The sequence below is a fragment of the Streptomyces thermoalcalitolerans genome (genome assembly GCF_039525155.1).
GTDB classification, from domain to species: Bacteria; Actinomycetota; Actinomycetes; order Streptomycetales; family Streptomycetaceae; genus Streptomyces; species Streptomyces thermovulgaris.
In genome coordinates this window covers 136366-157434 of sequence record NZ_BAAAHG010000001.1, presented here as the reverse complement: position 1 = coordinate 157434, position 21069 = coordinate 136366, and the positions used below count along the sequence as shown (strand labels likewise).

The window sequence follows — 21069 nt, the reverse complement described above, 5'->3', positions numbered from 1 at the left end:
CGGTCACATGGATCACATGGATCACATGGACAGGACGACCTTGCCGTCGACCGTGCGGGAGTGCAGGGCGGCGATCGCGCGCTGCGGGTCGGTCCAGGGGGTGAGCAGGCCCGGTGAGGCCACGAGCTTTTCGGTGGCGACCAGGTCGAGCAGCAGGGCGAGGTCGGCCGGTACATCGCGCCGGCCGACCTCGTCGAGCAGGAAGAGGTACTCGATCCGGACGCCGGGGCGGGCGTGGCCCCAGTCGGCGGGCAGCCGCAGTTCGGCGCGGACCGTGTTGCCGAACACGGTGGCCACACCGCCGCGGCGCAGCAGCTGGTAGCCGCTGCTGAACACGTCGCCGCCGACGCTGTCGACGAGGATGTCGACGGGGTCGGCGGGCGGCTGGTCATAGCCCGCGACGATGTGCGCGCCGAAGCCGGCGAGTCCCGCGCCGCGGGTCTCGGAGCCGACCCAGGCGGTCACCTCGCTGCCTCCCAGACGGGCCAGTTGCACGGCCAGGCGGCCGACGCCGCCGCTCGCGCCGGTGACCAGGGTGTGCCTGCCGAGGAGCCAGCCGGCCTTCTGGAGCGCGTACAAGGCCGTGAGGCCGGCGACGGGGAGGGCGGCGGCGTCGGTGTCGGTGACGCCGTCCGGGACGACCGCCAGGCGGTTGGTGCGGACCGCGGCAAGCTCCGCCCAGGCGTTGTTCACGGCGAGGCCGGCGACGCGGGTGCCCGCGGGTGGGCCGCTGCCGTCGGCGGCGGGGCGCAGGACCGTGCCGACGACGTCCAGACCCAGGGGGGAGCCGACCGGGCGGCGGACCGCGAGAAGGAGGTCGGCCCTGTTCAGGGCCGTCGCGTGGACCTCGATGAGGGCCTCGTCCGGGCGTGGGCTGGGGTCGGGTACGGAGCGCAGCTCAAGGGTGAGCGGGTTCAGGGTGGCGGTGACCAGTGCCTTCACTGTTGTCCTCGCGAGCAGGGGATGCTGTGGGCTCTCCCAGGTGTAGGCGGGGGCGCTGGATTCCTGGTCCAGCGGCCATGGGGCGCGCCGGCCGGCTGCCTGCGGCGGTCGGGGCGGCGGGAGAGGCGACGGGGGAGGTGGCGATGGAGGCGGCGGTGGAGGCGGCGGTGGAGGCGGCGTGAGAAGGGAACCGGCCCGCCAGGGGGGACTGGGCGGGCCGGGGAAGGTGGGGAGGGAGGGATCAGGCGGGGGTGGATTCCGTGAGGGGGTCCTTGCCCTCGGCGGGCTGCTCCGGCGGGGCCTCCGCGCGGAAGGAACCGGGGAGGGTCAGGGCCGCGAGGGCCGCGATCACGCTGAAGGCGATGATGACCCAGTACGAGCCGGCGTATGCCCCGGCGGGGTGCCCGCCGGACGTGCCGAGCCGCTCCTGCAGGGTGATCGCGATGACCGCGATGCCGAGCGCGCCGCCGATCTGGTTGAAGATGAACAGCGCGCTGGTGGCCCGCGGCGCGCTGGCCTCGCCGACGGCTTTGTACATGAACGCCATCGTGCCGGGCGCGGTCAGACCGATGCCGTAGCCGGTGAGGCCGAACGCGACGGACAGCAACATGGTGTTCGTGTCGGAGCCGATCCGGGTGAAGGCGAGCGCGCCGAGCGCGGTGACCAGCATGCCGGCCGTGGAGGTGAGCCGTGCGGTGACCTTGTTCGCCGTCTTGCCGGAGGTGATCGCACCGGCGGCGCCGAGGACACCGGAGGGGATCAGCAGCAGACCGGCGTGCAGGGCGCCGAACTCACGGGACTGCTGGTAGTACAGCGGGGTCAGGAACAGCAGGGCGTTGGCGACGCCGCCGACGAGGAACATCGTGATGACGGCCATCGTGAAGCCGCGCTTGCCGAACATGCGCAGATCGATGAGCGGCGTGACCGAGGTGCGCAGCGCGTGCACCACATACCCGAGGAGCAGCAGCGCGCCGACGGCGAAGGCGACGAGCACCTTCGGGGACGAGGCGTCACCGGAGTGCGCGGCCGTCGTGAAGCCGTAGACCAGCGTGGCGAAGCCGGGGGAGAGCAGCACCAGGCCGAGGACGTCCAGGCGCTCCTCCGGACGGCCGGCGTGCTGGTCGGCGGGCAGGGTGCGCAGCGCGAGCAGCAGGGCGACCAGACCGATGGGCAGGTTGATCAGGAACATCCAGCGCCAGCTCACGGCGTCCACGAGGACACCGCCGAGGAGCGGGCCGAGGATCGGGCCGAGGGTGAGCGGCAGTGAGATCAGCGCCATGGCCTTGGCGACCCGCGCGGGGCCCGCGGTCGTTGCCAGGACGCTCTGCACGACGGGCACGATCATGCCGCCGCCGAGGCCCTGGAGCACCCGGAACACGATCAGCGACTCGATCGACCAGGCGAAGCCGGCCAGCGTCGAGCCGAGCACGAACAGGAAGACGGCGGTGAGCCACATCGTGCGGCCGCCGAAGCGGTCGACGGCCCAGCCCGCGAACGGCGTGGCGACGGCGACAGCGAGCAGATAACCGGCGGTGACCCACTGGACGGTCGCGAGCGGCGAGCCGAACTCACCGCTGAGCGTCTTGACACCGACGTTGACGATCGTCTCGTCGAGCAGCGCCATCAGCAGGGCGAGCAGCAGGACGGCGGCCATGCGCAGAAACGCCGGGTCGAGTTTGTCGCTCGTCGCGGCAGCCGTCTCCGCTGCCGCTGAAGCGGCGTGCGAGGGCTCCGTGGTCGCCTCGGGTGCCGTGGAGGATTCGGGAGTTCCGCGTGTCATACGTACCGCCTGGGATCGATGCAGTCGGGGACGGACATGGAAGCGCCGTGCTGGTGGGCGCATGCCTCGACGGGAGCTGGGCACGCCGGGAACCGGCGCTGGACATGCCGCGCTCTCTGTGCGTCCAACCCTAGACATAAATGCAGGCGCCTGCATCTAATTTTCGGACAGATCTGTGATTTCCTTGCCGGGTGACGGCTCATTGGGGCAGGCTGTCCCGGGAAGGCGCACGATAAATGCATGCATCGACATGTATCGTGCATGGAGACGGCTATAGTGGGAGGGGAGCGAACGAAGGGGAGGCGCACATGTCGGCCGATGACCGCGCCGGGCGTCCCGGTGAGTTCGACCTGTGGCGTCGGCTGACGCTGATGGTCGGTCAGCTCAATCAGTCGCTGGAGCGGACGCTCACGAGCGAGTACCAGATCTCGCTGCCCGAGCTGATGGTGCTGATCGAGCTTCGGCGCGGCCATGAGCGAGGCACTCGGGTGCAGGAGCTGGCCGCCGCCGTCGGGCTCGATCAGTCGTCCATGAGCCGACTCGTCAGCCGGCTGGAGAAGAAGGGTCTCACGGCCCGGGTCTCCTGCGAACACGACCGCCGCGGTGTGTACTGCACGCTCACACCGGCGGGTGCCGAGCGGGGCGAGCGGGCCGAGGCCCGCTGCCGTGAGGAACTGACGGGGCTGCTCGACGTCGCCTCGTTCGACGACCGCTGGGCCTCGCTCGTCGCCCGCTTCCGGCACACCGTGGCCCAGGCCGCCACCCCTTAGCCACGTCGTCCCCTCCTTCCGGCCCGCCCGTGCCCGGCGGTCCGGCCCCGCGTACGGCGTGCGCGGGCGCCGGGGCGCGCACGAGCCCGGCACCGACCCGTGAAGGAGACCAGCGTGAAACTGTCCGTTCTGGACCAGTCCGTCGTGCCGGAGGGATCCACCCCGGCCACCGCCCTGCACAACTCCCTGGAGCTGGCCCGTTTCGTGGACCGGCTCGGCTACCACCGCTACTGGCTCGCCGAGCACCATGCCACGCCCTCCTTCGCGGGCCCCGCCCCGGAGATCATGGTCGCCAGGGTCGCGGCCGAGACCCGCCACATGCGCGTCGGCTCCGGCGGAGTGCTGCTGCCGCACTACAGCCCGCTGAAGGTCGCCGAGGTGTTCCGGGTCCTCGGCGCGCTCTCACCCGGCCGGATCGACCTCGGCATCGGCCGCGGCACCGGCGCCGGAAGCATCGAGGCCCACGCGCTCGCCCCCGGCTCCTCCAGCGGCGGAAACGACGTGGACTTCCCCGGCAAGCTCGTCGAACTTCTCGCCTTCCTGCACGGCGGCTTTCCCGAAGGGCACCCGTATGCGCGTATCCAGCTCATGCCCACCGCGGGAGCCCCCGAGGTGTGGCTGCTGGTCGCCAGCCCGCAGAGCGCCGAACTCGCCGCCCGGCTCGGACTGCCCGTGTCCATAGCCCACTTCGGCCGGCCCCAGGTCACCCGCTCCGTCGTCGAGGCCTACCGCGCCGCCTTCAACAGCCGTGAGGGGGCCCGGCCGCGTGTGCAGATCGGCATCGGTGTGTACTGCGGGCCCACCGAGGAGGAGGCCCAGCGGGTCTTCGCCAGCCAGCGGCTGTTCCGGTTGCGCATGGGCCGCGGGCTGCTGCTGCCCCTGCCGTCCCCGGAGGCGGCGTTGGACGGGTTGCGCGGCGAGGTGGAACCGCTCGCGGACGAGGTGGCCGAGTGGCCGAGGTGCGTCGTCGGCGATCCCGACCACGTGCACAAGGTACTCACCTCCATGGCCGAGGCACTGGAGATCGACGAGTTCATGGTGCTCTCCACGATCCACGCGCCCCAGGACCGCATGCGCTCCTACGAACTGCTCGCGCGGCGCTTCGGACTGACCGGGCGAAGCGGCGACGACCGGGCCGCGTGAGACGGCACGGCGGCGGTGACCGGACGGAGCTGTCCTGATTCCGCCACCCGGCGCCCCTGTTGATATGACCTGGATCACATGATGCGTTCCTGATGTACGAGTGCGTTCTACTGTGTCGCCGGGCACGGCCAACCGTGCGCCGGGGGACCGAACAGGTAGGTGTGTGCACTTGGACGGGGAACGCGCTTCAACCTACGAATTCCGGGTACTCGGGCCGCTGACGATCCGTACGGGGGGAAGAGAACTGACGGTCTCGTCCCCCAAGCAGCGAGTGCTCCTCGCATCCCTGCTGCTGCGGGCCGAGCAGGTGGTCACGTTCGACGAACTCATCCGCAGGCTCTGGGACGACCGGCCGCCGCGGGACGCCCGCGCCGCGCTGCACATCCACACCACGCGGCTGCGGACACTGTTACGCACATCGCTCGACCTCGGTGACCGTCCGGTCATCGAGACCCACCTGGGCGGCTACCGGCTGGTGATGAACCGGGCCACGCTCGACCTCACCCGCTACCGGGAGGCGGTCGACGAGGCCCGCGCCGCCCGTGGCAGAGGGGACACCGCGCTTGAACTGTCCGCGCTGGAAAGGGCGCTCGCCGAATGGCGCGGTGATCCCTTGGAGACCGTGCCCTCCGTCTCGCTCCAGACCGAGGTCGTACCGCAGCTCGTCGAGGAACGCCTCACCCTCGTCGAGCGGCGCTTCGCACTCGTTCTCGACCTCGGCGGCGGCGCCGACATCATCCCGCAGCTGCGTGCACTCACGGCCGAACACCCGGTACGGGAGCGGCTGCGAGAGTACCTGATGCGGGCACTGCACCACACCGGGCAGGTCGCCGCGGCACTGGAGGAATACCGCGACTACTACCGGATGCTCGACCGCGAACTCGGTGTGCTGCCCGGACAGGAACTCCAGGAACTGCACCGGAAGCTGCTCGCCGAGACCGGCGAACTGCGCACCCGCCGGACCAGACCCTCGAACGCCCGTGTCACGGACGCGGCCCGCCAGACCCCCGGGCCCGCCGGGGTGCGGCCCACCAATCCCAGCGCACCCTGGGTGGTGCAACGCCAGCTCCCGCCCGAGGCCACCCACTTCGTCGGCCGGGAGGAGCTGCTGGAGGAGGTCGTCGCCGCGCTCACCCCGCGCCAGCGCGCGGCCGTACCGCTCGTCAGCCTCGTCGGCCCGCCCGGCATCGGAAAGACCGCGCTCGCGCTGCGCGCCGCGCACCGGCTCAGCTCCGCCTACCCCGACGGACAGTGGTACGTACGCCTCCACGACGCCCGTGGCGTGGCCCGGCCCGTGCACGACGTCATCGCCGAGCTGCTCCAGTCCTCCGGTGCCGACGTCTCCGCACTGCCGACCGAACGGCACCAGCTCACCGGCGTGTTCCGCAGCCGTCTCGCCGACCGGCGCGTACTCATCGTGATCGACGACGTCAACGACAGCGAACAGGTCACCGACCTGCTGCCCGGCTCGCCGAGTTGCGCCGTGCTCGTCCTGCACCGCGAGTACCGGCCCGACCTCGTCGCCGTCCACGGCGCCCGCAGCTTCACCCTCGACCTGCTGTCGCAGAAGGAGAGCGAGCAGGTCCTCACCGCCGTCCTCGGCCGGACCCCGGAGACCGTGTGCAGCACGGCCATCGCCGAACTCGTCGAACTGTGCGGCCGGCTCCCGCTCGCCCTGCGCATCGCCGCCGGACATCTGGCCGGGCGGCCCTGGCGCTCCGTCGAGTCCTTCGTCGAGGCGCTGCGCGAGGGCGATCCGCTGGATCTTCTCGCTCTCGGTGACAGCCCGTCGACCGCTGTACGAGCCGCGTTCAGCGTCGCCTACGAATCGCTGCCCGGGCTGTCCCGCCGGTTCTTCCGGCTCCTGGGCGTCGTCGGCGACATGGCCTTCACCCGCCTGACCGCCGCACAGCTCGCCGACTGCGAACCCCAAGTGGCCGACCAGCTCCTCGACAAGCTCGCGGCGGCCCAGCTCATCGAGGTCTCGTCCCAGGACACGTACCGCTTCCACAGCCTCATCGCCCGGTACGCGGCCGAACGCAGTGTGGAGGAGGACGGGCCCGACGTCCGGCGCCAGGCCCTGAACCGGCTCTGCCGCTGGTACCTGCGCCGCGCCGACGAGGCCGTGCAGTCCTGCTACCCGGGTTTCCCGCGGGTGTTCCGGCCCGGCCCCGACGCGCCGCGGCCCGGGATCGACCCCCGGGCCGCCCAGGCCTGGCTGCGCGCCGAGCAGTCCAACCTCGTCGCCCTCGTCGTCCGCGCCGCCGACGAGAAGCTGAACGAGGTGTGCGTCCGCCTCGTCGACATGCTCCGCGGCTACTTCGCCCTCGGCCGGTTCCAGACCGACTGGCTCACCGTCGCCCGGGCCGGGCTGCGCGCCGCGCACTCGATGGGCGACCGGCGGATCATCGCCGTGATGCGGCTCAGCGTCGGACTCGCCCTCCAGGGCCTCAACCGGCTCCCGGAGGCGGCCCGCGAACTGCGCGCCGCGCACCGCGGGTTCATCCGGCTCGGTATGCGCGACTTCGAGGCCGTCACCGTGAACGCCATCGCGATGAACCAGCTCCAGCGGCCCACCAAGCACATCGACAGCGCCATCACCCTGCTGGAACGCAGCCTGGAGATCAGCCGTCAACTGCGGCTGCGGCACGTGGAGGCCCACGGGCTGATGCACCTCGGCATGGCCCGGCACAGCCAGGGCCGGCTGCACGCGGCCGAGGCCCACTTCAGCCGCGCCGCCGAGATCCTCGACGAGGACGGTGCCCAGCGCTTCCGGCCCGAGGTACTGGCCCGGCTCGGCTGCGTCCATGCCGACCTGCGCGCATGGGACGCGGCCATGGCCAACCTCAGCCTCGCGCTGTCGCTCAGCAAGGAGTTCAGCGCCCCGCACTCCACGGTCCTCGCCTCCTACGGGCTCGCCCAGGTGTACGCCTGCAACAACGATGTCGACCTCGCCTACCAGCACGCCGAGAGCGCCGTCACCATCGCCCGCGACCACGGTTACACCGCCCTGGAGGCCAACGCCCGCAACATCCTCGGCGGACTGCACCTCATCCAGGGCCGGTCCGCTGACGCCCGCGAGGAGTTCGGCCGCACCCTCGGCATCGCCGAACGCATCGGCCACCCCCAGTCCGAGGCCCACGCGCTCATCGGCCTCGGCCGGCTCGAACTCGCGGAAGGGCGGCCCGCCGAGGCGTACGAACTCGGCATGCGCGCGGCCGCCGTCGCCGAAAGATCCGGGCTGCTGCTCCTCCGTGCCCAGGCCGAGGAACTGTGCCGGCGCACCGGCCACGTTCCCGGCCGGGACCACCCCGCGCCCACGGGTGACGAGCCCGCGGACGACGGCGGCACGGACCTGTCCGAGGTGTTCGGTGGTCTCCGTGAGCTGTTCCCGGAGTGCCATGCGTGAGGGACCGGGCGGAGGAAGCGGCAGGGGTGCCCCGCGAGGGCACCCCTGCTCGTTTCTGCCGCTTCGCCGTCACCTTTGTCAACACCGTGTTACGACTGCCGACGCCGTATTGCGACGACATGACGGCCGTGGCCCGCGCCGAGGCGTGAAAGGGAACTCCGCCCGGGGCGAAAGCCCGCCGAAAGTGACGTGCAAGACCCGGGGCACAGGATGGGGCCCTACCTGTCCAGTCACCCTGGAGGCGAGATGTACGCACGGATTCTCGGCCCGCTCACCCTGCTCGACGGGCTGCGGAACGTCACTCCCCGGGCCCCGAAGCAGCGTCAGCTGCTGTCCCTGCTGCTGCTTCACGCCGGGCAGGTCGTCGCTGTCGACGAATGCGTGGACGAGCTGTGGGCGGACTCACCGCCGCTCAGCGCCCATTCCACGCTCCAGACGTACGTGATGCAGATACGCAAGACGCTCAGAAGCGCCGTGTCCACCACCGGCCGCTCCGCGGACATCCACCTGGAGACCCGCGACCGCGGCTACCTCCTCGCCGTCGGTGCCGGCCGGCTGGACCTGCACCAGTTCGAGAAACTCGTCGAGCAGGCCTCCCTCGCCCGGATCGCCGGTGACCACGCCCGCGAATCCGAGCTGCTGCACCGTGCCCTCGGCCTGTGGTCCGGCAGGGCGCTCGCCGACGTCACCTGCGGACCGCTGCTGCGCACCTGGCTCAGCGGACTGCGGGAGACCCGGCTCGGCGTTCTCGAGCAGCGCATCGACGCCGATCTGCGGATCGGCCGCCATCACCAGCTCATCGGCGAACTCAACGTGCTCACCCGTCAGTACCCCACGCACGAGAACCTGCACGCCCAGCTGATGATCGCCCTCTACCGGTCCGGGCGCACCGCCGACGCCCTGGAGGTGTACGCCCGGCTCCGCCGCACCCTCCGCACCGAACTCGGTCTGGAGCCCTCGGCCCGGATGAGGGACCTGCACACCGATCTGCTCAACTCCGCGCCCGTCACCGAGTCCGTGTATCTGCCGGGGCCAGGCAGCACCCCTGTACCGCTGCGCCCGGTCGGCTGATCCCACGAGCACAGCGCCGTGCGCGTGGAGCCGGGCTCCATGCCCCCTCCACCGGAACCGGACAACCTGGCCCGGACCCCAGCGCCCGACCGGCGCCCACAAAGCACAGGAGGAAGACCGTGGCACGGACCGCACCGCCGGACACCAAGGCCGTGTCCGACCTGGACTACGCGTCCATCATCCAGTTCTACGCCGGGCACGCGCAGCTGCTGGACGCCGGCCGGGCGGAGGAGTGGGCCGAGCAGTTCACCGAGGACGGCACATTCGCCCAGAACGTCAAGCCCGGCATCAAGCGCGGCCGGGCGGACATCGCCGCGGGCATGCGCAAGGGCATCGACGCGCTCGCCGCGCGCGGTCTGACCCGCCGCCACTGGTTCGGCATGATCACCGCGGAACCCGTCGAGCCGGACGTCGTGCGCACCCGCTACTACGCCGTCGTGTTCGAGACCCCGAAGGGCGGTGAACCCCGGCTGTACCTGAGCACGACCGCCGAGGACGTCCTGGAGCGCCGGAACGGGACCTGGTTCGTACGGAGCCGCTACATCAGCCACGACGGCGCCGAGACGATCACCGGCATCGAAGCGGTCGCGGGAGCCGGGACATGAGCGGCCTGTTCGACCCGGTCCCGTTCGGCGGCCTCACTCTGCCGAACCGGCTCGTCATGTCCCCGATGGGCCGCGGCCGCACCACCGCCGACGGCACACCGCTGCCGGTCATGGCCGAGTACTACGCGCAGCGCGCCGCCGCCGGACTCATCATCAGCGAGGCCACCCACCCGAGCCCGGTCGCCGTCGGCCACGCCCACAGCGTCCGGCTGCACACCGCCGAACAGGCCCGCGCCTGGGCCGGGATCGTCGGTGCCGTGCACCGTGCGGGCGGGCGGATGTACCTCCAGATCATGCACGCGGGCCGGATCAGCCACCCCGACCTGCACGGCGAGACACCCGTCGCGCCGTCCGCCGTCCGGGCCGACGGCACCGCCCGTGTCTTCCGCGGCAGGCCCGCCTACCCGGTGCCGCGGCCCCTGACCGCCGACGACATCGACGCAACGGTCGAGGACTTCGCGCGCTGCGCCCGAACCGCCGCCGACATCGGCTTCGACGGCGTGGAGATCCACGGTGCCAACGGCTACCTGCTGCACCAGTTCCTGTCGCCGGTGACCAATGTGCGCGACGACGAGTACGGCGGCGACGCCGAGGGACGCATCCGGTTCCCCGTCGAGGTCGCCCGTGCCGTCGCCGCGGAGATCGGACCGGAACGCACCGGCATCCGGCTCTCCCCGGGCTTCCCGCTCAACGACATGTCCGAACCGGACCGGGCCGAGGTGTACCCGGCACTGCTCGACGCGCTCGACGAGCTCGGCCTCGGCCATGTCCACTTCGTCGCGGGCAGCGATACGGACCTCGTCCACGAGCTGAGCCGGCGGTGGGGACGCACCGTCGTCGTCAACGTGGGCACCGGACCGCTCGACACCGACACCACGCTGGCAGCCGCCGGCAAGGCGCTCACCGACGGCGCCGACCTGCTGTCCTTCGGCCGGCAGTTCCTCGCCAACCCCGACCTGCCCGAGCGGCTGCGCGTCCGCGCCCCGCTCAACGCCTGGGACCCGCGGTTCTTCTACGAGGGCGGCAGCCGGGGCTACACCGACTACCCGGTCCTCGCCGCGAGCGCGGCGGGCGTCACGGACTGACCGGCGTCCGGCGGCCGGCCTCGTCCGTACGGCACCGCGCGGCCGGCCGCCTCACGACCACCCGTCAACGACCCTTCACCCGAGGAGACCACCATGGCCGTCGTGTTCGTCAACAAGCTCACCCTGATCGGCGACGCCGACGAGTTCGAGAACCGCTACGAGGCCGTCGGCGCCTTCATGGAGACCCAGCCGGGCCTTGTCCGCTACTCCCTCGTGCGGTCCTCCAAGGACGACTCCGTCTACTTCAACATCGCCGAGTGGGAGGACGAGGCCACCTTCCGCAAGGCCCTCGCGCAGCCGGAGTTCCGCCGCCGGCTCGACGCGCTCACCGGGCTCATCAAGGGCGAGCCGCACCTGAGCGTACCGGTGCGGCAGGGGCAGGCCGCCCGGGCCTGAGCCGGACAGGACCGCGGGCCGGCGCGTGTGCCGCGCGCCGGCCCGCGGCGTCCGGGCCCGGGAAATGTCCGGGGATACGGGAAACAGGGGCACGGGACAGGGGAACGCGGCCACGGAGCGCGGCACGGGCTCAGCGCACCCCGCCGTCCACGCGCAGCACCTGGCCGTTGATGTAACTGCTCTCCGGCGAGGCCAGGAACAGGACCGCCTGGGCCACCTCGGCGCCCGTACCGGGACGCCCGGTCGCGAGCGACGGGGAGAGCCTCGGCCACAGCGTCTCGTTGCCGATGAGCTCCTTGCCCATGCCGGAGTCGATGTAGCCCGGCGCCACGCAGTTCACGGTCACCCCGTCCGCGGCCAGCTCCAGCGCGGCGACGGCGGTGAACGCCTCGACGGCCGCCTTCGACGCACAGTACGCCGCGGCGCCCGGCATGGCCCGCGAGCCCAGGAGGGAGGACACGGTGATGATCCGGCCGCCCGGTGTCCCACGCAGATACGGCAGGGCCGCCCGCACGGTGTGGAACACGCCGTGCAGGTTGGTGTCGACGACCTCGCCCCAATGCTCCACGGACAGCGCGGCGACCGGGCCGGGCCGGCTCACACCCGCGTTCGCGACCACGATGTGCGGCCCCCCGTACCGCTCGTGGACCGTGTCCATCAGCGCCGCCACCGAGTCCGGTGCCGTCACGTCCGCCTTCAGCGCGATCAGCCCGCCGCCCGGATCGTCCGGTACCTCCCGGGCGGCCACCACGACGGTGGCGCCCGCACCGGCGAGCGCGAGCGCCATGTCCCGGCCGAGCCCCCGGGTTCCCCCGGTGACGACCGCGGTTCTGCCACGCAGTTTCATCTCTCCTCCACAGCATCGGCTTCGGGGCTCCGCCGAGCCTGTGCGTCACGGCTCGCGCCCCGGCGGAGAGGCACTGGAGAGGGCGGGGCGCGGGGAGCCGTCCAGCGCACCTGGAGTACCGCTCCAGCGGGCCCGGAGACGCTGCGGGCATGCACACCTCCCCTCGTGGCGGCCGGGGCCGCACCGGCCGTCAGGCCAGACAGCGCAGGGGGCGGCCACCGTTGAAGGCGACCATCTCGCGCATCACCGGCGCCGACTCGATACGGGCGCCGGGCGCGCCGCCGGCCGCCTCGTGGAAGGCACGGTGGAGGTTGCCGACCAGCCGCTCGCGGTCCAGCAGTGCCGCGAAAGCGCCCTCGTCGGCGCGTGCCGCCGTCTCCAGCGGGCTCAGCCCGTCCGCGAGACCCTTCTCGGCGAGCGCCGCGACCCAGCGCAGGTACTCCTCGGTGAACGTGAGCAGTCCGGGTCCGCCGACCGGTCCGTGCCCACCGACGACGACCAGCGGATCGAGCTTCCGCAGCCGCGCGAGCGCCGCGAGGGACCCGGCGAGCGAACCCATCAGCACGAACGGCGCGGCCCCGGAGAACACCAGATCACCCGCGAACAGCACCCGCTGCTCGGGCAGCCACACCACCAAGTCGTCCGGTGTGTGTGCGACACCGGGGTGGATCAGCTCCGCGGTGATGCCGCCGAGATGCAGCGTGGCCCTCTCGCGCACCGTCCACGTCGGCAGCACGACCTGGGTGTGGCCCCACTCGACGTGCGGCCACATCGACTGCAGTGCCGTGCCCTTGCGCACCAGTTCGGCCGGACCGGCCTCATGGCTGACCAGCAGCGTGTGCGGACCGGAGAACACATGGTTGCCGAAAGTGTGGTCGCCGTGGTGGTGGGTGCTCACCACGATCCGGCGCGGACCCGGCGCCAGCGCGTCCACGGCGTCCCGCAGTGCGAGCGCCCGCTTCTCGGTGGCTGCCGTGTCGACGACGAGCACCGTGTCCGTGCCCACGACGATCCCGGCGTTGCTCACGCACCAGCCGCCCGGCTCCTGCACATACGCGTGCACCCCGTCGGCCACCGTCACCACTGTTCCCGACACGGCTCCTCCGCCTGTCCCGCACGACCTCGGTTCCTTGTCCGTCCATTGGGCCGGAACCCGGTGGAGCACCGCTGGAGGAGCCGCGGAACCGTCCAGGACCACAGCACCCGGTGACGAGAGGAACCACGATGAAGTTCGGAGTGATCGGGGGACTGTCCGTCGAGGACGGCGGCGTCCGCCATCTGCCCACCGCTCCCAAACAGCGCCAGCTGCTCGGACTGCTGCTGCTCCACGCGGGCGAGGTCATGCCTGTCCACACCTGTGTGACCGAGATCTGGGGCGAGCACCCGCCGCCCAGCGCGGCCACCACCCTGCAGACGTATGTGATGCACCTGCGCCGACTGCTCGCCCGGATGCCGTCCGTCGGATCCCGGGAGGCCGCCCATGACCTGCTCAGGACGACCGGGCAGGGCTACCTCGTCGTCGTACGGCCCGAGGAGCTGGACCTGCTCAGGTTCGAGCAGCTCGTCGAGCAGGCGGGCAGGGCCGCCGACGACGACGCCGTGGCGCGGCTGCTGCGCGGCGCGCTCGCCCTGGGGGACCGGCCCGTCCTCGCCGACGTGCGCATCGGACCGGTGCTCCGGCCGGCCGTCACCCACTGGGAGCGGCGTCGCCTGGAGGTCCACGAGGCGTACCTCGACGCGCGGCTTCGGCTCGGCCGGTTCCGCGACGTGCTCGCCGAACTCGCCGTCCTCACCTGCCGCCACCCCACCCACGAAGCCCTGCACGCCCGCTACATGACCGCGCTCTGGCAGACCGGACGGGTCGGTGACGCGCTCGACGTCGCATCCCGGCTCACCGGCCGGCTCGCCCGCGACCTGGGCGTCACGCCGGGGCCCGCGATCGGGCGGCTGCTGTCCGCGATCCGGCGCGGCGACGACGTCGACGCGTCCTTCCTGTCCGCCTTTCCGTCCGTGCCCGGCCGGCGCCGGGCGTGAGGAGGCCTTCGTGCCCGTCCCCCCGCAACGCGACCCCGACCTGACCCGTGCCGCGCTCACCCACTGGCTCGGCACCCGTTCCGACGAGATCGGCGCGGTCGAGCTCGGACCTGTCACCGTGCCGAAGGAGGCCGGCTTCTCCGGCGAGATCCTGCTGTTCGACGCCGAGTGGACCGAGTCCGGCGTCCGCCGGCGGCAGGCGCTCGCCGTCCGGGTCGCCCCGACCGGGCACCGGGTCCTTCCCGAGGACTTCTGGGACGACCAGGTACGGCTGCTGAAGCTGCTCGGCGGCACCGGCCTGCCCGTGCCGAAGGTGCTCTGGGACGAGCCCTCCGGCGAGTACCTGGGCGCGCCGTTCCTCGTCATGGAACGCGTGGACGGACAGGTGCCCGCCGATCTGCCTTCCTACCACCGGCAAGGCTGGCTGGCCGACCTTCCGCCCGGGGACCGGGCCGCCGTGTGGAACGGCGGAGTGGACGCGCTTGCCGCCGTCCACCGCCTCGATGTGCGGGAGATCGGGGCCGGCTTCCTGGACCGGCCCGAGTTCGGCCCCACCGGCTCGGGGCAGTTGCTGCGGCGCTTCACGCACCACCTCGACTTCTACGGGGTCGCCGACGACAACACGACCGCGGCCGCCGCACTCGACTGGCTGCGCGCCCACGTGCCCGACGACACGGGTCCGGTGTCGCTGCTCTGGGGCGACGCCCGGATCGGCAACATCGTCTACGCGGGGACGCGTCCTGTCGCCCTGCTCGACTGGGAGATGGCCGCACTGGGGCCCGCCGAGGCCGACCTCGCCTGGTATCTGCACATGGACCGGCATCTCAGCGAGGGCATCGGCGCGCCCCGGCTCGCCGGGCTGCCCGGCCGGGCCGAGACCGTGGCCCGCTGGGAGGAGCGCGTCGGGCGCACCGCACGCGACCTTCCCTTTCACGAGGTGTTCGCCGCATACCGGTTCTGCGTCGTCACCGCGCGCGTGGCCCGGCTGCTCGGGGAGAGCGGCATCCTGCCCCCCGGCACGGACTTCCCGCTGCACCGCAACGCGACGGCCCTGCTGGCGACGGTGCTGGAGGAGAACGGCCCGGCAGTGTCTTCCAGAGGGCGTGGACCCGCCCTCCAGCGCCCGCGGACAGCCTGAGCGGGCGAGGGAGGAGCCCACGGACCATGGCGATCGACGACGAACTGTTCCGCGCGGTGTTCAGCGCGCATCCTGCCGCGGTCTGCATCGTCACCGCCGCGGGCCCCGAAGGCCGGCCGAGCGGTCTGACGACCAGCGCCGTCACCTCCGTGTCGAGGAAACCGCCGCTGCTGCTCGTGTGCGTGGGCACCGGGTCGCGGACCCTTGCCGCGATCCGGCACTCGGGCGGTTTCGCGGTCCACTTCCTCGCCGGGCACAACGAGTGGCTCTCGGAGCGCTTCGCCGGCAAGAGCACCCAGAAGTTCGCCGGACTCGACTGGCGGCCCTCCGGGTGCGCCGCCGGTGCCCCGCTGCTGCCCGAGCACCACCTGAGCGCCGTCGCCGAGTGCCTGGTGCACCAGGAGGTCCCGGCCGGCGACCACAGCGTCCTGGTGGGCCGGATCGAGGACGCCGCCGTGCACGGGCGCGCACCGATGCTCTACCACGAACGCGGCTACGTCCACCTGCCCGTACCCGCCCTGCCCGGGTCCGCGACGGCCCACTGGCCGTCACGGACCCCGTGGCCCGTGCCCGGCCTCGCCGTCCAGCCATCACCTGAGGGGACTTCATGAAGTTCGGCATCAACCTCTTCCCCACCGTGGGACCCGCGGAGAAGTCCGCCGGACAGTACTTCGAGGAGGCGCTGCGACTGGCCGAGCTCGCCGACGACCTCGGCTTCCACCACATCAAGACCGTCGAGCACTACTTCCACGAGTACGGCGGCTACAGTCCCGATCCGGTGACCTTCCTCGCCGCCGCGGCGGCCCGCACCCGCCGCATCCGCCTCGTCACCGGCGCCGTACTGCCCGCCTTCACGCACCCGCTGAAGCTCGCCGGCAAGCTCGCCATGCTCGACAACATCGCCCGGGGCCGCCTGGACGTGGGTTTCGGACGGGCGTTCCTGCCCGATGAGTTCACCGCGTTCGAGATCTCGATGGACGAGAGCCGGGCCCGCTTCGACGAGGGCGTCGAGGCCGTCCGCCGGCTGTGGGCCGAGGAGGACGTCGTCTGGGAGGGCACCTTCCACCGCTTCGGCCCGGTCACCCTGCTTCCGCGCACCTGGCAGCGCCCGCACCCGCGCATCCTCGTCGCCACCGCGAAGACGCCCGCGTCCGCGGAGGCCGCGGGCCGCGCCGGGTACGGCGTGATGCTCGTCCCGTCCATCAACCCCCGCGAACAGGTGCGGAAGACGCTCGCCCTGTACCGCGACGCCGCCTCCGCCGCGGGTTTCAAGCCCACCGAGGAGGACATCCACATGAGCTACGGCTGCTACCTCGCCGAGGACGGCCGGGAAGCCCGCGAGAAGGGCAAACAGGCGTCGGAGCGGGCCAACCGGGCCCTCGCGTCCGCGGTGTCCGCGTGGCGCGGGACCCGCAGCGCCGACTACCCCGGCTACGAGAAGATCGTCGAGAAGGCGGGCCGCGGTGACTTCGACCGCGCCGTCGCCGAACGCAAGACGCTCGTCGGCACCCCCGACGAGGTACGGGCCGCCATCGACGACATCCGTGGCTGGTTCGGCGACCTCACGATCAGCCTCCAGGTCGTCTCCGGCGCCATGCCGTTCGAGGAATCCGCCCGCACCATGCGCCTGTTCGCCGAGCACGTCCTGCCGCACTACACGCCGAACGACTGAGGACGGACCGACGATGGCTTCTCTGCGCACCGAGCACGGCCGCACCGGCCCGAACGGCGGCACCGACGGGGAGGACCGTGTGTTCCGTGCCCGCACGGTACGTACGGACGGGGCGGGCAGGCCCGGCGGGCCGGGCCGGACGGCGGTGGACGGGGCCGACGCGGCGTTCGCACGGCCCCGCCCGCGCCCGCTGCGCGGGGTGGCCGCCGCGGTGGGCCTCGTCCTGGTGGCGATGGCCCTCAACGCCCTGGTCACGAACAACGCGTTCCGCTGGGACGTCGTCGCCAAGTACTTCACCGCAAAGACGGTGCTCGCGGGACTCGTCACCACCCTGTGGCTCACCGCCGTCGCCTTCACCGGCGGCTTCGTCCTCGGCACCGCGCTCGCCGTGATGAGGCTGTCCCGCAACCCGGTCCTCGTGACGCTGAGCTTCGGCTACACCTGGCTGTTCCGGTCCGTGCCGATGCTCGTGCAGCTGCTGTTCTGGTACAACATCTCGCTGCTGTACCCCAAGCTGTCGCTCGGCATCCCGTTCGGGCCCGCGTTCACCGAGTTCTCCACCGAACGGATGATCAGCAGCCTCACGGCCGCCGTCATCGGGCTCGTCCTGCACGAGGCCGGACAGCTCGCCGAGATCGTCCGGGCCGGCATCCTGTCCGTCGGCCGCGACCAGACCGAGGCCGCGGAGGCCCTCGGCCTGGGCGGCTGGCGGATCTTCCGCCGGATTGTGCTGCCGCAGGCCATGCCCGCGATCCTGCCGCCCGCCGGCAGCCAGATCATCAGCCTGCTGAAGGGCACGTCCATCGTCAGCGTCATCGCCGTGCAGGACCTGCTGTACGCGACCCAGCTGATCTACAACCGCAACTACCTGGTCATCCCGCTGCTGCTGGTGGCCACGCTCTGGTACCTGCTGCTGACCACGCTGCTCAGCGTCGTCCAGCACTTCGTCGAACGCCACTACGCCACGGGGGACCGAGAATGATCGAGGCAGTCGGAGTCCGCAAGTCGTTCGGCGCGCTGACCGTGCTGGACGACGTCTCGCTCACCGTTCCCGAGTCCACCGTCACCTGTGTCATCGGCCCGTCCGGGTCCGGCAAGAGCACCCTGCTGCGGTGCGTCAACCGGCTGGAGCGCATCGACGCGGGACGCATCGTCGTCGGCGGCGAACTCGTCGGCTACGAGTGGCGCGGCAATCGGCTCTACGAGCGGTCGCGCCGCGCCGTCGCCCGGCAGCGCATCCGTACCGGCATGGTCTTCCAGAACTTCCGGCTCTTCCCCCACATGACGGTCCTCGACAACGTCACCGAGGCTCCGCGTGCCCTGCTCGGCCTGAAGCGTGCCGCGGCCGAGGAGCGGGCCCGCGACCTGCTCGCCAGGGTCGGCCTCGCGGGGAAGGAGACCTCCCGCCCGCACCAGCTCTCCGGAGGCGAGCAGCAGCGGGCCGCGATCGCGCGGGCCCTCGCCATGAAACCGAGGGCGATGCTGTTCGACGAGCCGACCAGCGCGCTCGACCCCGAACTCACCCGTGAGGTGCTGACAGTGATCCGGGAACTCGCCGACAGCGGGATGACGATGATCGTCGTCACGCACGAGATGCGGTTCGCCCGGGAGGTGGCCGATCAGGTCGTCTTCATGGACAACGGCCGGATCGTCGAGGCGGGCCCGCCGGAGCAGGTCCTCGACGCCCCGCGCAACGACCGCACGGCCCGCTTCCTGGCCGGCGACTGACGCGGAACCCGTCCCCGCCCTCCCCTCTCGCCCACCCTCTCGTTCACCGCACCGCCCAGCCCGTCGAGGAGGCACGATGTCCCCCACTCCGGCTACGCGTTCCACTCGGACCCCGGTCGCGGCGGCCCTGCTCGCCCTGCTCCTCACCGCCTGCGGCTCCGGCGCGGAGGAGATACCCGAGGACACCCGGGCCGCCGGTCTCGGACGCGAGGACGTGGTCTCCGAGGTCCACGAGGACACCGCCCTCTCCGCCACGCTGCCCGCGAAACTGCGCAAGTCCGGGGTGCTGCGCGTCGGGTCCGGCATCGGCGTGCCCCCCATCGCGTTCAGCCCCGAGGACGGCGGCCCGCCGCGCGGCGTCGACATCGACGTCTCCGAGGCCGTGGCCCGCGTCCTCGGACTGAGGGTGGAGCGCAAGCACGTCAGCGGCGCGTCCCTCGTCACCGGCCTGAACGCCGGCCGCTACGAGGTCGGCACCGCGAACCTCGCCGTGACCGAGGAACGCAAACAGGCCCTCGACTTCGTCCTCTACCTCACCGACGGCACCGGGTTCGCCGTACGGGACGACAGCGAGCTGAAGAAGGTCGACGACCTCGGACAGCTCTGCGGGCTGCGCGTCGGCACCGGTACGGGCACGACCTTCGAGACCGATCTCCAGGCCGCGAGCAAGGAGTGCACCGCCGACGGCAGGAAGCCGATCACGATCAGCACCTACCCGGACGCCGCCGCGCACTTCCTGGCACTGCGCCAGGGCCGGGTGGACGTGCTGATGACGACGTCCAGTGTGCTGCGCTACGCGGCCACCCAGCAGCCGGGCCTGCGCTACCTCAACGAGATCGAGCGCAAGAACATCGGCCTCGCCGTCAAGAAGGGCTCCCCGCTCGCCGAACCCCTCAAGGACGCGGTGAACCAGCTCGTCCAGGACGGCACATACGCCAGGATCCTCAAGAAGTGGCAGCTGGAACCGGCGGCCATCGAGAAGTCGGTCGTCAACCCGCCGGAGAGGCCCTGACACCGGGCGACGACGCGGACGCGAGAACGGAGGGCGGGCCGCTTTCGACGAGCGGCCCGCCCGCGTTCCGGAGGTGAGCGCGGCGACGTCCACGGGCCGCCACCGTTCCGCGGCCACCCGCGGCCCGGCGGCGAGCGGCGGTCATCCGTCCGCTGCCTTCGGGGCCGTACCCGTGAACTCCACGACCGCGCAGCTCCAGGTGAACCCGGCGCCGACCCCGAACAGCAGGCCCAGCTCACCGGCCCGCACCCGGCCCGACTCGGCGAGGAACGCGAGGCCCGCGAACTGGTCACCGGCTCCGAGGTGTCCCACCGAGCGCCCCCACTGCCAGGTGGTCCGCTCCTCCGGGATGCTCCAGCGTCGCAGGAAGGCAGAGTTCAGCCGGCCGCGCCCGAAGTTCGGCAGCACGAACCAGGAGATGTCGGCGAGCGTGCAGTCCGCCTCGGCGAGCGCCCGCTTCAGCGTCTCGTCCTGCCCGGCCGTGATCCGGGCGACGCTGTACGACCGCCCGGTGTCCTCGATGAACGCCCGCTGGAGCAGCCCCAGATCGATCGGCTGCCGCACCTCGAACGGCACCCGCGAGAACGGGTCCCGCCCCCGGTGCATCCGCTCGAGATCGGCGTCCGACACGGTCACGAGGCTGCGCAGCCGCGCGAAGCCCGTGCGCTCCCGGCCGACGACCAGCGCGGTGCCCGCGTCGCCGTACACCGTGCCGGGGTCGCTGCGCCAGCGGTCGAAACCGGGCTCGCCGAACACGTCGCCCGTCGTCAGCAGCGCGGCCGTACGGCCGGGTGCGCCGGTGAGATAGCCGGACGCGAGTTCCAGCGCGGCCATGCCGCCGTTGGAGAGCTGCTTGACCTCGATCGCGGGGCACCGGTTGCCGACCGCGTACCGCTGGATGTACGAGGCGGGAGCCCACAGATCATGTCCCTGGTACTGCACGGTCGCGTGCAGCAGCAGATCGATGTCGGCGGGATGCGTCCGCGTACGCCGCAGCACCTGCCGTGCCGCGCCCACCGCGAGCTCGGGCGCGGAGGCGCCCGCCGACACCGCGACGGAGACGATCCCGCTGCGGGTCGCGGTGCGCTCGTCGCACCGCCCGTCCCGCAGCGCCTCCTCCACGGTGCTCCTGCCCTCCAGGTGCACGGCCGCCCCGGCGATGTACACGTCGTCGTACCTCATGTCCCGATGCCCTCTCACCGGCTGTACAGAAGGGAATCCCGCGGACGCCGAGGCCGCCGGTCCAGGTGGTGCCCGGCCCGGCGGCCTCGTACCGACCGCGGCGCACCGGGGCAACGGGTCGCGTGCCTCCGGCCGGGCACCACGCTCCGGCCGGCCGGTGGACGAGCGGTCCAGGACCACTGGAGCGGCCGGCCGTTGTGCCCGGGGTCGACCGAGGCTCCAGGCGGCGCTCCCAGCATGGCGGGACACCGACGA

The 21069-nt window shown here is 72.1% G+C and carries 19 protein-coding genes; 14 read left to right on the top strand and 5 right to left on the bottom strand.

Annotation, left to right across the window (positions count from 1 at the left end):
- Positions 1–21 precede the first annotated feature (21 nt).
- Together ABD224_RS00660 and ABD224_RS00655 are read right to left on the bottom strand one after the other, a co-directional pair.
- Positions 22–942, bottom strand: coding sequence for a zinc-binding dehydrogenase (locus ABD224_RS00660; protein WP_344045498.1), 921 nt, complete (start codon positions 940–942; stop codon positions 22–24).
- Between the two features lie 241 nt (positions 943–1183).
- Complete coding sequence (locus ABD224_RS00655; protein WP_344045496.1) at positions 1184–2722, bottom strand: MDR family MFS transporter; 1539 nt, start codon at positions 2720–2722, stop codon at positions 1184–1186.
- A 308-nt stretch (positions 2723–3030) separates the two neighbouring features.
- On the opposite strand from ABD224_RS00655, the gene ABD224_RS00650 reads away from it, so the two are divergent.
- The 7 genes from ABD224_RS00650 (at position 3031) to ABD224_RS00620 (ending at position 11201) form a co-directional block, all read left to right on the top strand.
- Positions 3031–3492, top strand: coding sequence for a MarR family winged helix-turn-helix transcriptional regulator (locus tag ABD224_RS00650; RefSeq protein ID WP_344045494.1), 462 nt, complete (start codon positions 3031–3033; stop codon positions 3490–3492).
- Positions 3493–3606: 114 nt separating this feature from the next.
- The gene (locus ABD224_RS00645) at positions 3607–4635 is read left to right on the top strand and encodes an LLM class flavin-dependent oxidoreductase (RefSeq protein ID WP_344045492.1); all 1029 of its coding nucleotides are present in this window, start codon (positions 3607–3609) and stop codon (positions 4633–4635) included.
- Positions 4636–4747: 112 nt separating this feature from the next.
- Positions 4748–8044, top strand: coding sequence for an AfsR/SARP family transcriptional regulator (locus tag ABD224_RS00640; RefSeq protein WP_344045775.1), 3297 nt, complete (start codon positions 4748–4750; stop codon positions 8042–8044).
- 246 nt (positions 8045–8290) lie between these two features.
- Complete coding sequence (locus ABD224_RS00635) at positions 8291–9115, top strand: AfsR/SARP family transcriptional regulator (protein WP_344045490.1); 825 nt, start codon at positions 8291–8293, stop codon at positions 9113–9115.
- 119 nt (positions 9116–9234) lie between these two features.
- Complete coding sequence (locus tag ABD224_RS00630) at positions 9235–9720, top strand: nuclear transport factor 2 family protein (protein ID WP_344045488.1); 486 nt, start codon at positions 9235–9237, stop codon at positions 9718–9720.
- Positions 9717–10805, top strand: coding sequence for an alkene reductase (locus ABD224_RS00625; RefSeq protein ID WP_344045486.1), 1089 nt, complete (start codon positions 9717–9719; stop codon positions 10803–10805). Before ABD224_RS00630 ends, ABD224_RS00625 begins: the two co-directional genes overlap by 4 nt.
- A 93-nt stretch (positions 10806–10898) precedes the next feature.
- The gene (locus ABD224_RS00620) at positions 10899–11201 is read left to right on the top strand and encodes an antibiotic biosynthesis monooxygenase family protein (RefSeq protein ID WP_344045484.1); all 303 of its coding nucleotides are present in this window, start codon (positions 10899–10901) and stop codon (positions 11199–11201) included.
- Positions 11202–11331: 130 nt separating this feature from the next.
- On the opposite strand, the gene ABD224_RS00615 is transcribed toward ABD224_RS00620, so the two are convergent.
- Both ABD224_RS00615 and ABD224_RS00610 read right to left on the bottom strand, forming a co-directional pair.
- Positions 11332–12048, bottom strand: coding sequence for an SDR family NAD(P)-dependent oxidoreductase (locus tag ABD224_RS00615; RefSeq protein WP_344045482.1), 717 nt, complete (start codon positions 12046–12048; stop codon positions 11332–11334).
- A 190-nt stretch (positions 12049–12238) separates the two neighbouring features.
- Positions 12239–13144, bottom strand: coding sequence for an MBL fold metallo-hydrolase (locus tag ABD224_RS00610; protein WP_344045480.1), 906 nt, complete (start codon positions 13142–13144; stop codon positions 12239–12241).
- A gap of 128 nt (positions 13145–13272) precedes the next feature.
- On the opposite strand from ABD224_RS00610, the gene ABD224_RS00605 reads away from it, so the two are divergent.
- The 7 genes from ABD224_RS00605 to ABD224_RS00575 all read left to right on the top strand — a co-directional run bounded on the left by ABD224_RS00605 (position 13273) and on the right by ABD224_RS00575 (position 19632).
- On the top strand, positions 13273–14082 hold the full coding sequence (locus tag ABD224_RS00605; RefSeq protein ID WP_344045478.1) for an AfsR/SARP family transcriptional regulator: 810 nt from the start codon (positions 13273–13275) through the stop codon (positions 14080–14082).
- 10 nt (positions 14083–14092) lie between these two features.
- On the top strand, positions 14093–15220 hold the full coding sequence (locus ABD224_RS00600) for a phosphotransferase family protein (RefSeq protein ID WP_344045476.1): 1128 nt from the start codon (positions 14093–14095) through the stop codon (positions 15218–15220).
- Between the two features lie 26 nt (positions 15221–15246).
- Positions 15247–15831, top strand: coding sequence for a flavin reductase family protein (locus ABD224_RS00595; protein ID WP_344045474.1), 585 nt, complete (start codon positions 15247–15249; stop codon positions 15829–15831).
- Positions 15828–16892 (top strand): LLM class flavin-dependent oxidoreductase, encoded by a 1065-nt coding sequence (locus ABD224_RS00590; protein ID WP_344045472.1) that lies wholly within the window; start codon positions 15828–15830, stop codon positions 16890–16892. Before ABD224_RS00595 ends, ABD224_RS00590 begins: the two co-directional genes overlap by 4 nt.
- Before the next feature lie 13 nt (positions 16893–16905).
- Positions 16906–17874 carry an amino acid ABC transporter permease gene (locus ABD224_RS00585; protein WP_344045470.1) on the top strand — a complete coding sequence of 323 codons (969 nt, stop codon included), beginning with the start codon at positions 16906–16908 and terminating at the stop codon, positions 17872–17874.
- Positions 17871–18620: an amino acid ABC transporter ATP-binding protein gene (locus ABD224_RS00580; RefSeq protein ID WP_344045468.1), complete on the top strand. Its 750-nt coding sequence runs from the start codon at positions 17871–17873 to the stop codon at positions 18618–18620. The genes ABD224_RS00585 and ABD224_RS00580 overlap by 4 nt, the downstream gene beginning before the upstream one ends.
- Before the next feature lie 76 nt (positions 18621–18696).
- Positions 18697–19632 carry an ABC transporter substrate-binding protein gene (locus tag ABD224_RS00575; protein WP_344045465.1) on the top strand — a complete coding sequence of 312 codons (936 nt, stop codon included), beginning with the start codon at positions 18697–18699 and terminating at the stop codon, positions 19630–19632.
- Between the two features lie 141 nt (positions 19633–19773).
- Here ABD224_RS00575 and ABD224_RS00570 read toward each other — a convergent pair whose 3' ends face one another.
- Positions 19774–20814 carry a ketoacyl-ACP synthase III family protein gene (locus ABD224_RS00570; protein ID WP_344045463.1) on the bottom strand — a complete coding sequence of 347 codons (1041 nt, stop codon included), beginning with the start codon at positions 20812–20814 and terminating at the stop codon, positions 19774–19776.
- Positions 20815–21069 lie beyond the last annotated feature (255 nt).

What these genes read in the sequence shown, in the direction of transcription:
- ABD224_RS00655 (WP_344045496.1), bottom strand. Translation starts at nt 2,722, where the DNA reads ATGACACGCGGAACTCCCGAATCCTCCACGGCACCCGAGGCGACCACG.
- ABD224_RS00650 (WP_344045494.1), top strand. Translation starts at nt 3,031, where the DNA reads ATGTCGGCCGATGACCGCGCCGGGCGTCCCGGTGAGTTCGACCTGTGG.
- ABD224_RS00635 (WP_344045490.1), top strand. Translation starts at nt 8,291, where the DNA reads ATGTACGCACGGATTCTCGGCCCGCTCACCCTGCTCGACGGGCTGCGG.
- ABD224_RS00625 (WP_344045486.1), top strand. Translation starts at nt 9,717, where the DNA reads ATGAGCGGCCTGTTCGACCCGGTCCCGTTCGGCGGCCTCACTCTGCCG.
- ABD224_RS00620 (WP_344045484.1), top strand. Translation starts at nt 10,899, where the DNA reads ATGGCCGTCGTGTTCGTCAACAAGCTCACCCTGATCGGCGACGCCGAC.
- ABD224_RS00615 (WP_344045482.1), bottom strand. Translation starts at nt 12,048, where the DNA reads ATGAAACTGCGTGGCAGAACCGCGGTCGTCACCGGGGGAACCCGGGGG.
- ABD224_RS00605 (WP_344045478.1), top strand. Translation starts at nt 13,273, where the DNA reads ATGAAGTTCGGAGTGATCGGGGGACTGTCCGTCGAGGACGGCGGCGTC.
- ABD224_RS00595 (WP_344045474.1), top strand. Translation starts at nt 15,247, where the DNA reads ATGGCGATCGACGACGAACTGTTCCGCGCGGTGTTCAGCGCGCATCCT.
- ABD224_RS00590 (WP_344045472.1), top strand. Translation starts at nt 15,828, where the DNA reads ATGAAGTTCGGCATCAACCTCTTCCCCACCGTGGGACCCGCGGAGAAG.
- ABD224_RS00585 (WP_344045470.1), top strand. Translation starts at nt 16,906, where the DNA reads ATGGCTTCTCTGCGCACCGAGCACGGCCGCACCGGCCCGAACGGCGGC.
- ABD224_RS00580 (WP_344045468.1), top strand. Translation starts at nt 17,871, where the DNA reads ATGATCGAGGCAGTCGGAGTCCGCAAGTCGTTCGGCGCGCTGACCGTG.
- ABD224_RS00575 (WP_344045465.1), top strand. Translation starts at nt 18,697, where the DNA reads ATGTCCCCCACTCCGGCTACGCGTTCCACTCGGACCCCGGTCGCGGCG.
- ABD224_RS00570 (WP_344045463.1), bottom strand. Translation starts at nt 20,814, where the DNA reads ATGAGGTACGACGACGTGTACATCGCCGGGGCGGCCGTGCACCTGGAG.